A 12,894-nucleotide genomic window follows, 5' to 3' on the forward strand; every position below is an offset into this window, starting at 1 on the left:
CATGCGGCCGTGTCTTCTGGTCCCCCGGCAGAGTGCCGGCGCCCCGGATGACTGTGCCCGGCGGCGAGCGGCCATTGTCGCACGAACCGCGCTGCGGTAACGGTCCGCCTGGACCATAAAAGCCGTGCGCTTCTCAGTGGCTCTCCCGCCTGAGCAGCAGATCGGCCAGCGGCATCGGCACGACATGGCGTTTTTCCCGGGCCGGGGCCATGTTGGCCGGCTGCATGCGGTCCAGCGTTTCCTTGAGCGATGCGGCCGCGTGGCCGCTGGCCGAGGCCACGATGTGGTCGGCGATGCCGCGCCAGCGCCGCTGCAGTGCCTCGGTGCAGGCCAGGGCATCCTCGGCCGGCGGGTCTTCGGCCAGCGACTGTGCCAGCGCGGCCAGTTCGGCTGCGATGGCCAGGGCCAGATCGATCTCCGGACCGTCGAGCCGCGGGCCGGCGGCGATGGCCGAGAGCGCGGCCATCAAACTCCTGAAGGGCGGTCCGTCGAGCGAGCGGTCGCGCGGGGCCGGGCGCTGCAGGAAGGCCACGGTGCGGCTGGTCCAGTGGGCCAGGTCGCGCAGGCGGGTGCTGTGGTCCAGCCGCAGCTTGAGTTCGCGGGCATGGCCGGCTTCACGGCCGCGCCACAGGCCGGAGTCCGCCAGCACGGCGCGGGTCCGGCCTGGGGTCCGGGACGGTTGGGACGCGGAGGAGGGGCGCAGGAGGAGCATGGCCGGACTGGAGGTTGGTGGGAGCTGTCCATGTTTGCGAAGCGCCTCGGACTCCGTGCGCGGCCACCCGATGCGAAGGCCGCCGGAGCGAAGCGCTGTGGGTCGCGGGTTTCGCATGGTCTGCGGTTCTGCGCCTGGCGCCGCATGGCGGGCAGTTCGTCCGGATTGCAATGCCATGCCCACCGACACCGGAGCCCGACCGAGCCATGGATATCCCGCCACCGCATGCCGCGCGTTTCATGCCGGCCGACCCGCAGCAGCCGCTGTCCCCGCTGATGGAACTGCCGCGTGAAGTGCTGCGGCACGTCACGTCCTTCATCGACTGGGAGACGCTGCGGTCGCTGCGGGCCTCGTGCTGGGAGTTCCGTTGCATCGCCGACGACATCACGCTGGACAACCGCATGGCGCGGGAGACGGCCGCCTTGGCCGCGCCGCTGGAGGCCCTGAACGTCCTGGAAGAAGCGCTGCAGGGCCTCTACGCCACCGAAAGCACGAATGAAAACGCGGAGGAACTCAGGGAGACCACCCTCGTCGTGCAACATCAACTGGTCCTGGCGCTGGAGCATGCCTGTGCGGCCGTGGCGCCCATGGCGCGCTGGCCCAGCCCGATGCGGGCGGCCTTGCTGCGCGCCATCTTCGCCAGCACGCGGCTGCTGTGCCGCACGCCTTTTCACGACTGGGCGAGCCTGCGCCTGGTGGTCTATGCCTTGGTCGAGATGAACCGGGAGATCGGGTTTCCCTTGAAGCTGCAGGTCGATGACGACTCGGGGGTGCAACTGATCGATGTGAGGTGCGAGGCACAGATCCTCTACCAGCGCCTCGTCGGCCTGCAGCGCGAGCAGCTTCGGCGTGCGGCGCACCGCAACCGTGTGTCCTGGGATGCCGTCCTCGAATTGATGATGGACCACCTGCCGTTCCTGCCGCCGCATCCGGACGCCCGGAGAAACCTGCTGCACGTGGCGACGCTCACCCGGTGGATGTGGGTCGAGGATGCGCGCGAGGCCTGCGACTGGCTCTACGACATGACAGCCACCTTGTCGCCGGAGCTCCATCGCGAAGTCTTCGAAACGCTGCAGTTCAACGTCGGCGTGATGGCGGCCGAGCGGCAGGGAGCACCCCTGCGGCTCGCATCCGACGAATGAAGCATTCCGGCAAGCGCGGATAATCCCGGTTTCGGCCGCCGCGCCGCCCTGTGCGGCCCCGCCGGCTCATCGCATTCTTCACTCGCTCACTCCATGGCCCAATACGTCTACACCATGAACCATGTCAGCAAGACCGTGCCGCCCAAGCGGCAGATCTTGAAGGACATATCGCTCTCGTTCTTCCCCGGCGCCAAGATCGGCGTGCTGGGTCTCAACGGCTCGGGCAAGTCTTCGCTGCTGAAGATCATGGCCGGCATCGACAAGGAAATCGACGGCGAGGCCACGCCCATGCCCGGCCTGTCGATCGGCTACCTGCCGCAGGAGCCCCAGCTCAACGCCGAACACACGGTGCGCGAATCGGTCGAGGAAGCCATGGGCGACGTGCGCAACGCACAGAAGCGCCTGGACGAGATCTACGCCGCCTATGCCGAGGAAGACGCCGACTTCGACGCCCTGGCCGCCGAGCAGGGCCAGCTCGAAGCCGTGATCGCCGCCGCCGGCACCGACAGCGAGCACCAGCTCGAGATCGCCGCCGACGCCCTGCGCCTGCCGCCCTGGGACGCCAAGATCGGCCTGCTCTCCGGCGGCGAGAAGCGCCGCGTGGCCCTGTGCAAGCTGCTGCTGTCCAAGCCCGACATGCTGCTGCTCGACGAACCCACCAACCACCTGGACGCCGAATCGGTCGACTGGCTGGAAGTGTTCCTGCAGCGCTTCGGCGGCACCGTGGTGGCCATCACCCACGATCGCTACTTCCTCGACAACGCGGCCGAGTGGATCCTGGAACTCGACCGCGGGCGCGGCATTCCCTACAAGGGCAACTACACCAACTGGCTGGAGCAGAAGAACGCCCGTCTGGAAGGCGAGCAGAAGAGCGAGGAAGCCCACGCCAAGGCCATGAAGAAGGAGCTGGAGTGGGTGCGCCAGAACGCCAAGGGCCGCCAGGCCAAGAGCAAGGCGCGTATCCAGCGTTTCGAGGAACTGTCCGACTACGAATACCAGAAGCGCAACGAAACCCAGGAGATCTTCATCCCCGTGGGAGAGCGCCTGGGCAGCCAGGTCTTCGAGTTCAAGAACGTCACCAAGAGCTTCGGCGACCGGGTGCTGATCGACAACCTGAGCTTCAACATCCCGGCCGGCGCCATCGTCGGCATCATCGGCCCGAACGGCGCGGGCAAGTCCACGCTGTTCAAGCTGATCGCCGGGCGCGAGAAGCCCGATGCGGGCGAGGTCGTCATCGGCCAGACGGTGAAGATGGCCTTCGTCGACCAGCACCGCGACGAGCTGGGCAACGAAAAGACCGTCTGGGAAGACATCTCCGGCGGCCTCGACATCATCAACGTCGGCAAGTTCCAGATGGCCAGCCGCGCCTATGCCGGCCGCTTCAACTTCAACGGCCAGGACCAGCAGAAGAAGGTGGGCACGCTCTCCGGCGGCGAACGCGGCCGGCTGCACCTGGCCAAGACGCTGATCCAGGGCGGCAACGTGCTGCTGCTGGACGAACCCTCGAACGACCTGGACGTGGAAACCCTGCGGGCCCTGGAAGACGCGCTGCTGGAGTTCGCCGGCACCGTGATGGTGATCAGCCATGACCGCTGGTTCCTCGACCGCATCGCCACCCACATCCTGGCCGCCGAGGGCGACAGCCAGTGGACTTTCTTCGACGGCAACTACCAGGAGTACGAGGCCGACAAGAAAAAGCGCCTGGGTGAGGAAGGCTCCAAGCCCAAGCGCGTAAGATTCAAGGCGCTTGCCTGAAGCGCCCCGGCCTGCCGACGAAGGCAGGCCGGCCCGCCCGGTTCCCGCCGGGCCGACTTCCACGAGCCCATGACCATCGCCAACGCCGAGTCAGCCAACCGTCATCCCCTGGATCTCTGCATCGACGACGCGGTCGCCCATGCGGGCGTGCTCATGGCCGAACTGGTGGCCAGGGCGCGCCGCAGCCTCTACGAGCAGGCGCACCGCTCCGGCGCTTCGGCCGACGGATCGGCGGCGGCCCAGCAGGCGCGCCAGCTGCTCGGCGACAAGGCCAGCTTCTTCGAAGACGAATTTCCCGCCGCGCTGATGACCGCCATGGTGCATCCGCAGCCCCATGTGGCCGCGCTGCACGAGGATGTGCTGGCCACGGTGCTGCCCCAGCTGGCGCAGCCGCTGGGCGAATTCGCGCTGCTGGCGTCGTCGGCCCTGGGGCTGGCGCAGGCGCAGTTCGATGCCAATCCGTTCTCGCCCGAAAGCGTGGTGCAGGCCATGCAGTCGGTGGCCGACCGGTCCGGCGCGGCCGAGCCGGTGATCGCGCTGTGGATGCGCCATCTCTGCCTGGCCCTGGCGCCCGAGCTGGGCGAGGAGTACCGGCGCCTCTCCGATTTGTTGCGCAAGGCCTTGCCGCCCGGCGCCTCGGTGCAGGCGGCGGCCGCGCCGGTGGATGGGGATGCCGCGGCCGAGGCGCTGGCATTGCTCGCGCCGGTTTCGCGGCCGCCGGATGCGCCACGGCCCGGCGAGGCGGTCGATGCCGCGCAGCGCATCGCCGCGGACATCGCCAGCTGGCCCGAGATCGAGAACGTGCCCGACACGGTGCGCGACTTCGTGCTCGGCCCCTGGAGCGAAGTCATCGCCCAGGCCGAGGCCCATGCCGGCAACCTCAACGGCACGCCGGTCGATCCCGACGGCTACCTGGCCCTGGTGCGGCCGCTGTTCTGGAGCGCCCAGCCTTCGCTGGGGCGCTCCGATGTCCAGCGGCTGCTGGTGACGGTGCCCTCGCTGCTCTCGCGCCTGCGATCGGGCCTGCAGAGCATCGGCTACCCGGCGGAACGGGCCGGGCCCTTCTTCTCCATGCTCGACGATCTGCACGGCGTGGCCGCACGCGCCGCCGGCAGTTCGTTCGCGATGCGCCGGCAGCCGCGCACGCCTTCCGTCACGGAGGGGCTGCCCGACCCCGGTCCGGCGGGCCCTTCGGCTGGCGACGAGCGCGGGGCTTCTGCCGCACAAGCCCGGGTGTCCGCGGCAGCGGCTTCGCAGGTGCTGCAGATCGGCGCGCAGGTGGCTGCCTGGGAGGGTGGGCGCTGGGCGCGCTGGGAGCTGAGCTGGGTCAGCCCCAAGGGCAAGCTGCTGCTGTTCACCACCGAGGATGGCGACGTCGACTCGATGAGCCGCGCCGGCTGCATCCGCCGCATCGTGGAGCAGCGCATGCACATCATCCCGGACATCGCCTTCTAGGCGAGCTGGGCGTGATGGTGGGCCAGGTGGTCCGCCATGAAACTCTGGATGAAGTAGTAGCCATGGTCGTAGCCCGGATGCCGGCGCAGCGTCAGCGGCTGGCCGACGGCGCGGCAGGCGGCCTCGAATGACTCGGGCAGCAGCTGTTCGGCCAGGAACTTGTCGTCCAGGCCCTGGTCGATCAGCAGGCCGGCGGGGTAGGGCGCGCTCTTCTGCAGCTGCATCAGGGCGCTGGCGTCGTGCATCAGCCAGATGGCGCGGTCCTGGCCCAAATAGCCGGCGAAGGCCTTCTCGCCCCAGGGGCAGCGGCTGGGCGCGCAGATCGGCGCGAAGGCCGAGACCGAGCGGAACAGGCCGTGGTGGCGCAGCGCCAGCGTCAACGCGCCATGGCCGCCCATCGAATGGCCGAAGATGCCCAGCCGGTCCGGCAGCAGCGGCAGCTCGCGCTGCACCAGGGGCAGCAGCTCGGCGATCAGGTAGCTCTCCATGCGCCAGTGCGGGGCCCAGGGGGCTTCGGTGGCGTCGAGGTAGAAGCCGGCGCCGGTGCCGAAATCCCAGCTGGCTTCCTGGCCTGGAACATCGGTGCCGCGCGGACTGGTGTCGGGGGCGATCAGGGCCAGGCCCAGCTCGGCCGCCTTGCGCTGGGCGCCGGCCTTGACCATGAAGGTCTCTTCCGTGCAGGTCAGCCCTGCCAGGTAGAGCAGCGCCGGCACCGGGCCCTTCCTGGCCTGCGGCGGCAGGAAGACCGAGAACTTCATCGGCAGGCCGATCTCGCGCGAGTCGTGCCGGTAGAAACGTTGCTCGCCGCCGAAGCAGCCGTGCGATGAAATCAGTTCCATGGCCGCGGGCTCAGAAGATCACGACACCGCGGATCGACTCGCCGGATTTCATCAGATCGAAGCCCTTGTTGATGTCTTCCAGCGGCATGGTGTGGGTGATCAGGCTGTCGATGTCGATCTTGCCCTCCATGTACCAGTCCACGATCTTCGGCACATCGGTGCGGCCGCGCGCGCCGCCGAAGGCCGAGCCTTCCCACTTGCGGCCGGTGACCAGCTGGAAGGGGCGGGTGGAGATCTCGGCGCCGGCCTCGGCCACGCCGATGACGATGCTGCGGCCCCAGCCCTTGTGGGTGCACTCCAGCGCCTGGCGCATCACCTTGGTGTTGCCTATGCATTCGAAGCTGTAGTCGGCGCCGCCGTCGGTCAGCTGGACGATGGCGTCCACCACGTTCTCCACCTCGTTTGGGTTGATGAAGTGGGTCATGCCGAACTGGCGTGCCATCTCCTGGCGGGCGGGGTTGATGTCCACGCCGATGATCTTGTCGGCGCCCACCATCTTGGCGCCCTGGATCACGTTCAGGCCGATGCCGCCCAGGCCGAAGACGACCACGTTGGCGCCGGCTTCCACCTTGGCGGTGAAGAGCACCGCGCCGATGCCGGTGGTGACGCCGCAGCCGATGTAGCAGACCTTGTCGAAGGGTGCGTCCTCGCGGATCTTGGCCAGCGAGATCTCCGGCGCCACGGTGTAGTTGCTGAAGGTGCTGGTGCCCATGTAGTGAGCGATCGGCTTGCCGTCCAGGCTGAAGCGGCTGGTGCCGTCCGGCATCAGGCCTTTGCCCTGGGTGCCGCGGATCAGCTGGCAGAGGTTGGTCTTGCGGCTCAGGCAGAACTTGCACTGGCGGCATTCGGGCGTGTAGAGGGGGATGACGTGGTCGCCCTTCTTGAGCGTGGTCACGCCTGGGCCCACGTCCACCACGATGCCCGCGCCTTCATGGCCGAGGATGGCCGGGAAGATGCCTTCCGGGTCGGCGCCGGAGAGGGTGTAGTAGTCGGTGTGGCAGATGCCGGTGGCCTTGATCTCGACCAGCACCTCGCCGAAGCGCGGGCCGTCGAGGTCGACGGTTTCGATGGTCAGGGGCTGGCCGGATTGCCAGGCGACGGCGGCGCGAGTCTTCATGCGGATCTTTGATTGTTGGGGGTAGGGGAGAATCGGTGCGCTCGGCACCGTCGTGACGCCGCACTTTAAAGGCCCCGGGCCCGCTTTTCATGTCCTTGCCATGCCGGCAGTCCGGCTTTGGCCGCGGCGCACTGCAATTTGGCCGCTGATTTCCCTTCTCCGCATGCCGCTTCCCCTCTCCGTCGACATCGTCGTGTATCCCGGCTTCAAGGCGCTCGAAGCCATCGGGCCGATGTCGGTCTTCGATTACGCCAATGTGCACCTGGCACGGCGAGGCGATCCGCCCGGCTATCGGGTGAACGTGGCGGCCCAGCGGGTCGGCCCGGTGCCTTCCGACACCTCCATGCAGCTGCATGCCAGCCGCGCGCTGGGGCAAGACGATCTGCCCGACCTGGCCCTGGTGGTGGGCTCGCGCGAGATCGAGGCGGCGCTGGCTTCGGCGCCGGGCATCGTCGATTGGTTGCGCGCGGCGGCGCCCCGCCTGCCGCGGCTGGTCTCGCTGTGCTCGGGCAGTTTCTTCCTGGCCGCGGCCGGACTGCTCGAAGGCCGGCGCGCCGCCACCCACTGGAGCGTGGCGGCTTTGCTGCAGCAACGCCATCCGCAGGTGCAGGTGGATGCGGACGCGATCTATGTGCGGGAAGGCCGGCTCTGGACCTCGGCCGGCGTGACGGCTGGCATCGACCTCGCCCTGGCCCTGGTCGAGGAGGATTTCGGCCGCACCCTGGCCCTGGAGGTGGCGCGCGACCTGGTGATGTACTTGAAGCGCCCCGGCGGCCAGTCCCAGTTCAGCGTGCATCTGGCCAGCCAGGCCACCGGCCATGCCGGCATCCGCGAGGTGCAGGACTGGACTCTGGCCCATCTCGACGAAGCCCTGTCGCCCGCACAGCTGGCCGACCGTGCGGCGATGAGCGAGCGCAACTTCCGCCGGGTGTTCCTGCAGGAGACGGGGCAGTCGCCCTCCGAGTTCATCGAGACCGCCCGGCTGGAGCGTGCCCGCCGGCTGCTGGAAGAAAGCGACCTCCCCCTGAAGACGGTGGCCGCGCGTGTGGGCCTGCGTTCGGAGCAGCCGCTGCGGCACCTCTTCGTGCGGCGGCTGGGCATCACGCCGCAGGCTTATCGGGACCGGTTCGGGGGCTGAAAAAGCAAAACGGCAGGCGCCGGGCCTGCCGTCGAGGACAGAAAAGCCCGCCGGATGGGCGGGCTTCGTGGTGCCGGGGAGCAGGCTCCCCCGCAGGCCGATCAGCGTTGCGCGATCGGCTTGACGTCGCGGCGCTCGGAGCCGACGAAGAGCTGGCGCGGACGGCCGATCTTATACTCGGGGTCGGCGATCATTTCGTTCAGCTGCGCGATCCAGCCGACGGTGCGCGCCAGGGCGAACACGGCGGTGAACAGCGGCACCGGGATGCCGATGGCGCGCTGCACGATGCCGGAGTAGAAGTCCACGTTGGGGTAGAGCTTGCGGGAGACGAAGTACTCGTCTTCCAGCGCGATCTTTTCCAGTGCGACGGCGATCTTCAGCAGCGGATCGTTTTCCAGGCCCAGCTCGGCCAGCACTTCCTTGCAGGTTTCCTGCATCAGCTTGGCGCGCGGGTCGTAGTTCTTGTAGACGCGGTGGCCGAAACCCATCAGCTTCACGCCGGAGGACTTGTCCTTCACCTTGGCGATGAAGTCGCCGATCTTGTCCACACCGCCCATGTCCTGGATTTCCTGGAGCATGTTCAGGCAGGCCTCGTTGGCGCCGCCGTGGGCAGGGCCCCACAGGCAGGCGACACCGGCGGCGATGGCCGCGAAGGGGTTGGTGCCCGAGGAGCCGCACAGGCGCACGGTGGAGGTCGATGCGTTCTGCTCGTGGTCGGCGTGCAGGATGAAGATGCGGTCCAGGGCCTTTTCCAGGGTCGGGCTGACCTTGAAGGGCTCGCAGGGCGTGGCGAACATCATGTGCAGGAAGTTGCCGGCATAGCTCAGCTCGTTCTTCGGGTACATGAAGGGCTGGCCGATGCTGTACTTGTAGGCCATGGCGACCAGCGTGGGCATCTTCGCGATCAGGCGGATCGCGGCGATCTCGCGATGCTCGGGATTGTTGATGTCCGTGCTGTCGTGATAGAAGGCCGACAGGCCGCCGACCAGGCCGGTCATGACCGCCATCGGATGCGCGTCGCGGCGGAAACCGCGCAGGAAGAACTGCATCTGCTCGTTGACCATGGTGTGGTGCGTCACCAGGTCGTTGAACTCGGCCTTCTTCTTGGCGTCCGGCAGTTCGCCGTACAGCAGCAGGTGGCAGGTCTCGAGGTAGTCGCAGTTGGTGGCCAGTTGCTCGATGGGGTAGCCGCGGTACAGCAGCTCGCCCTTGTCGCCGTCGATGTAGGTGATGCCGGATTGGCAGGCGGCGGTGGACAGGAAACCCGGGTCATAGGTGAACATGCCCGTCTGCGCATACAGCTTGCGGATGTCGATCACGTCCGGACCGATGTTGCCGGCATAGACCGGCAGCTCGACGCTGGGGCTGCCATTGCTGAACGACAGCGTGGCTTTGTTGTCTGCTTGCTTCATGTGCTTCCTTGGTTAATGCCTCGTTGCCGTTACCGGTCTGGGGCTAGTCTTTCATGAACACCTTGGTGGGTCGGGGCAGGGCCAGGCCTGCTTCAGACCCTCAACATCTTCAGGACATCGTGCGCTTCCGGTGTGTCGGTCTCACCCTCCGGCTGCTTGCGGCCCATGAGCAGGTCCATCAGGTCGTGATCCGACAGGTCCATCAGCTGGGTCATGCCGCGCGCCTGGCGCACCGTCAGTGTGTCGGCATGGCGGGCGAAGAAGCGCTCGATGAAAAGGTCGTTCTCCAGCAGGCCGCGCCGGCAGCGCCAGCGCAGCTTGCTCAGGGAGCGTTCGTCGACGAGGGCGTCTTCTTCCACGTGCTGCATGCGCTTGTGATCAGACCGCGCGGCGGACCATCAGTTCCTTGATCTTGCCGATCGCCTTGGTCGGGTTCAGGCCCTTGGGGCAGACATCGACGCAGTTCATGATGGTGTGGCAGCGGAACAGGCGGTACGGGTCTTCCAGGTTGTCCAGGCGCTCGCCGGTGGTCTGGTCGCGGCTGTCGGCGATGAAGCGGTAGGCCTGCAAGAGACCTGCCGGGCCGACGAACTTGTCCGGGTTCCACCAGAAGCTGGGGCAGCTGGTCGAGCAGCTGGCGCACAGGATGCACTCGTACAGGCCGTCGAGCTCCTCGCGCTCCTCGGGCGACTGCAGGCGCTCTTTTTCGGGCGGCGGCGTGTCGTTGACCAGGTAGGGCTTGATCGAGTGGTACTGGTTGAAGAAGTGCGTCATGTCCACGATGACGTCACGGATCACCGGCAGGCCGGGCAGCGGCTTGATGACGATCGGGTCCTTCAGCGTTCGCAGGTTGGTCAGGCAGGCCAGGCCGTTCTTGCCGTTGATGTTCATCGCGTCCGAGCCGCACACGCCTTCGCGGCAGGAGCGGCGGAAGGCGATGGTGGGGTCGATCGCCTTGAGCTTGATCAGGGCGTCCAGCAGCATGCGTTCATTGCCTTCGAGTTCGATCTCGATGGTCTGCATGTAGGGCTTGGCGTCCTTGTCCGGGTCGTAGCGGTAGATCTTGAAAGTGCGCTTTTGCATGGTGATTCTTTCGCGTGGGTGTCCGGGCTCTTAGAACGTGCGGACCTTGGGCGGCACGGTGTCGACGGTCAGCGGCTTCATGCGGACCGGCTTGTAGGCCAGGCTGTTGGTGGCGCTGTACCACAGGGTGTGCTTCATCCACTCCTTGTCGTTGCGGCCCAGCGGGAACTCGGCGTCGTCGGCCGGGCGCTCGTAGTCGTCCACGGTGTGGGCGCCACGGCATTCCTTGCGGGCGGCGGCCGAGACCATGGTGGCCTGCGCCACTTCGATCAGGTTGTCGACTTCCAGGGCTTCGATGCGCGCGGTGTTGAAGACGCGCGACTTGTCCTTGAGCGTGATGCCGGCCACGCGCTTGCGGATGTCGGCGATCTTGACCACGCCTTCGTCCATCACCGATTGCTGGCGGAACACGGCGGCATGGGCCTGCATGGTGGCGCGGATGTCGGCCGCCACGTCCTGGGCGTATTCGCCGGAGGCGGAGTCTTCCAGCTCGTTCAGGCGCTTCAGGGTACGGTCGGCGGCGTTGGCCGGCAGTTCCTTGTGCTCCTTGAGCTTGTCGTTGTACTGCACGATGTGGTTGCCGGCGGCGCGGCCGAACACCAGCAGGTCGAGCAGCGAGTTGGTGCCCAGGCGGTTGGCGCCGTGCACCGACACGCAGGAGCATTCGCCGACCGCGTACAGGCCCTTGACCACCACCGACTCGTTGGCCTCGTTCTGGGTGACGACCTGGCCGTTGATGTTGGTGGGGATGCCGCCCATCTGGTAGTGGATGGTGGGCACCACCGGGATCGGCTCGCGGGTGATGTCGACGTTGGCGAAGTTGTGGCCGATCTCTTCCACCGAGGGCAGGCGCTTGCGGATGGTGTCCGCGCCCAGGTGGTCGAGCTTGAGCAGGATGTGGTCCTTGTTGGGACCGCAGCCGCGGCCTTCCTTGATTTCCTGGTCCATGCAGCGCGAGACGAAGTCGCGCGGCGCCAGGTCCTTCAAGGTGGGCGCATAGCGCTCCATGAAGCGTTCGCCATTGCTGTTGAGCAGGATCGCGCCTTCGCCGCGGCAGCCTTCGGTCAGCAGCACGCCGGCGCCGAACACGCCGGTGGGGTGGAACTGCCAGAACTCCATGTCCTGCAGCGGGATGCCGGCGCGTGCCGCCATGCCCAGGCCGTCGCCGGTGTTGATGAAGGCGTTGGTGGAGGCCTGGAAGATGCGGCCCGCGCCGCCGGTGGCCAGCAGCACGGTCTTGGCCTGCAGGATGTGCAGGTCGCCGGTTTCCATCTCCAGCGCGGTCACGCCGACGACATCGCCTTCGTCGTCGCGGATCAGGTCGAGCGCCATCCATTCCACGAAGAACTGGGTGCGCGATTCCACGTTCTTCTGGTAGAGCGTGTGCAGCATCGCGTGGCCGGTACGGTCAGCCGCGGCGCAGGCGCGCTGCACCGGCTTTTCACCGTAGTTGGCGGTGTGGCCGCCGAAGGGCGCTGGTAGATGGTGCCGTCCGGATTGCGGTCGAAGGGCATGCCGAAGTGTTCGAGTTCGTACACGACCTTCGGGGCCTCGCGGCACATGAACTCGATGGCGTCCTGGTCGCCCAGCCAGTCCGAGCCCTTGATGGTGTCGTAGAAGTGGTAGTGCCAGTTGTCCTCGCTCATGTTGCCGAGGGAGGCGCCGACGCCGCCCTGGGCCGCCACGGTGTGCGAGCGGGTCGGGAAGACCTTGGAGAGGACCGCGACGTTCAGGCCGGCGCGGGCGAGTTGCAGCGAGGCGCGCATGCCGGAGCCGCCGGCGCCGATGATGACGACGTCGAACTTGCGCTTGGTGATATCGGACGTGGAATAAGTCATTTTTTTAGAGCCTCCACAGCACCTGGACCATGTAGCCGACACAGCCGACCAGCCAGAAGATGGAGACGATTTGGAGAAGCAGGCGGAGAACGACGGGCTTGACGTAGTCCATCCAGATGTCGCGCATGCCGACCCAGGCGTGGTAGCCCAGGGCGACGATGGTGACCAGGGTGAGGACCTTCATCCATTGCGCGGAGAAGATGGCCGACCAGGTGTCGTAGCCCAGCGGGCCGTGCGAGAAGATCACCTGTGCCAGCAGCACGATGGTGAAGGCGGCCATGAGCACGGCGGTGCCGCGCTGGGCGATCCAGTCGCGCAGGCCGTAGTGGGCGCCGACGACGACGCGCTTGGAACCGTAATTGACGGACATGGTGGAAGTAGCTCCGGTCTTTTTATCGTGGGG

General features: G+C 67.2%; 11 protein-coding genes and 1 pseudogene. 4 read left to right on the forward strand and 8 right to left on the reverse strand.

Annotation, left to right across the window (positions count from 1 at the left end; genetic code table 11):
* Positions 1–133: 133 nt before the first annotated feature.
* Positions 134–649 (reverse strand): hypothetical protein, encoded by a 516-nt coding sequence (locus GT347_RS23340; protein WP_160554469.1) that lies wholly within the window; start codon positions 647–649, stop codon positions 134–136.
* Positions 650–918: 269 nt separating this feature from the next.
* Between GT347_RS23340 and GT347_RS23345 the strand changes: the two genes are divergently transcribed.
* From GT347_RS23345 to GT347_RS23355, 3 genes are all read left to right on the forward strand, one after another.
* Complete coding sequence (locus tag GT347_RS23345; RefSeq protein WP_160554470.1) at positions 919–1,854, forward strand: hypothetical protein; 936 nt, start codon at positions 919–921, stop codon at positions 1,852–1,854.
* Positions 1,855–1,947: 93 nt separating this feature from the next.
* Positions 1,948–3,609: an energy-dependent translational throttle protein EttA gene (ettA, locus tag GT347_RS23350; protein WP_160554471.1), complete on the forward strand. Its 1,662-nt coding sequence runs from the start codon at positions 1,948–1,950 to the stop codon at positions 3,607–3,609.
* 69 nt (positions 3,610–3,678) lie between these two features.
* Positions 3,679–5,064 (forward strand): DUF1631 family protein, encoded by a 1,386-nt coding sequence (locus tag GT347_RS23355; RefSeq protein WP_160554472.1) that lies wholly within the window; start codon positions 3,679–3,681, stop codon positions 5,062–5,064.
* On the opposite strand, the gene fghA is transcribed toward GT347_RS23355, so the two are convergent.
* Positions 5,061–5,903 (reverse strand): S-formylglutathione hydrolase, encoded by an 843-nt coding sequence (gene fghA, locus GT347_RS23360; RefSeq protein ID WP_160554473.1) that lies wholly within the window; start codon positions 5,901–5,903, stop codon positions 5,061–5,063. The genes GT347_RS23355 and fghA overlap by 4 nt on opposite strands.
* A 10-nt stretch (positions 5,904–5,913) precedes the next feature.
* Complete coding sequence (locus GT347_RS23365; protein ID WP_160554474.1) at positions 5,914–7,020, reverse strand: S-(hydroxymethyl)glutathione dehydrogenase/class III alcohol dehydrogenase; 1,107 nt, start codon at positions 7,018–7,020, stop codon at positions 5,914–5,916.
* Positions 7,021–7,183: 163 nt separating this feature from the next.
* On the opposite strand from GT347_RS23365, the gene GT347_RS23370 reads away from it, so the two are divergent.
* Complete coding sequence (locus tag GT347_RS23370; RefSeq protein ID WP_160554475.1) at positions 7,184–8,158, forward strand: GlxA family transcriptional regulator; 975 nt, start codon at positions 7,184–7,186, stop codon at positions 8,156–8,158.
* 101 nt (positions 8,159–8,259) lie between these two features.
* On the opposite strand, the gene GT347_RS23375 is transcribed toward GT347_RS23370, so the two are convergent.
* The 5 genes and pseudogenes from GT347_RS23375 to sdhD all read right to left on the reverse strand — a co-directional run bounded on the left by GT347_RS23375 (position 8,260) and on the right by sdhD (position 12,861).
* A complete protein-coding gene (locus GT347_RS23375) occupies positions 8,260–9,570 on the reverse strand; it encodes a citrate synthase (RefSeq protein ID WP_160554476.1) in 1,311 nt (436 codons plus the stop codon).
* A gap of 92 nt (positions 9,571–9,662) precedes the next feature.
* Positions 9,663–9,938 carry an FAD assembly factor SdhE gene (locus GT347_RS23380; RefSeq protein WP_195812367.1) on the reverse strand — a complete coding sequence of 92 codons (276 nt, stop codon included), beginning with the start codon at positions 9,936–9,938 and terminating at the stop codon, positions 9,663–9,665.
* Positions 9,939–9,948: 10 nt separating this feature from the next.
* Positions 9,949–10,653, reverse strand: a complete 705-nt coding sequence (locus GT347_RS23385) for a succinate dehydrogenase iron-sulfur subunit (protein WP_160554477.1) — start codon at positions 10,651–10,653, stop codon at positions 9,949–9,951.
* Between the two features lie 30 nt (positions 10,654–10,683).
* Positions 10,684–12,491, reverse strand: a pseudogene (gene sdhA, locus GT347_RS23390) (succinate dehydrogenase flavoprotein subunit).
* Positions 12,492–12,495: 4 nt separating this feature from the next.
* Positions 12,496–12,861: a succinate dehydrogenase, hydrophobic membrane anchor protein gene (sdhD, locus tag GT347_RS23395; protein WP_160554478.1), complete on the reverse strand. Its 366-nt coding sequence runs from the start codon at positions 12,859–12,861 to the stop codon at positions 12,496–12,498.
* Between the last annotated feature and the right edge of the window lie 33 nt (positions 12,862–12,894).

The organism is Xylophilus rhododendri, from assembly GCF_009906855.1.
In the GTDB taxonomy this organism is placed as follows: domain Bacteria; phylum Pseudomonadota; class Gammaproteobacteria; order Burkholderiales; family Burkholderiaceae_C; genus Xylophilus; species Xylophilus rhododendri.

What these genes read in the sequence shown, in the direction of transcription:
- GT347_RS23345 (WP_160554470.1), top strand. Translation starts at nt 919, where the DNA reads ATGGATATCCCGCCACCGCATGCCGCGCGTTTCATGCCGGCCGACCCG.
- ettA (WP_160554471.1), top strand. Translation starts at nt 1,948, where the DNA reads ATGGCCCAATACGTCTACACCATGAACCATGTCAGCAAGACCGTGCCG.
- GT347_RS23355 (WP_160554472.1), top strand. Translation starts at nt 3,679, where the DNA reads ATGACCATCGCCAACGCCGAGTCAGCCAACCGTCATCCCCTGGATCTC.
- fghA (WP_160554473.1), bottom strand. Translation starts at nt 5,903, where the DNA reads ATGGAACTGATTTCATCGCACGGCTGCTTCGGCGGCGAGCAACGTTTC.
- GT347_RS23365 (WP_160554474.1), bottom strand. Translation starts at nt 7,020, where the DNA reads ATGAAGACTCGCGCCGCCGTCGCCTGGCAATCCGGCCAGCCCCTGACC.
- GT347_RS23370 (WP_160554475.1), top strand. Translation starts at nt 7,184, where the DNA reads ATGCCGCTTCCCCTCTCCGTCGACATCGTCGTGTATCCCGGCTTCAAG.
- GT347_RS23375 (WP_160554476.1), bottom strand. Translation starts at nt 9,570, where the DNA reads ATGAAGCAAGCAGACAACAAAGCCACGCTGTCGTTCAGCAATGGCAGC.
- GT347_RS23380 (WP_195812367.1), bottom strand. Translation starts at nt 9,938, where the DNA reads ATGCAGCACGTGGAAGAAGACGCCCTCGTCGACGAACGCTCCCTGAGC.
- GT347_RS23385 (WP_160554477.1), bottom strand. Translation starts at nt 10,653, where the DNA reads ATGCAAAAGCGCACTTTCAAGATCTACCGCTACGACCCGGACAAGGAC.
- sdhD (WP_160554478.1), bottom strand. Translation starts at nt 12,861, where the DNA reads ATGTCCGTCAATTACGGTTCCAAGCGCGTCGTCGTCGGCGCCCACTAC.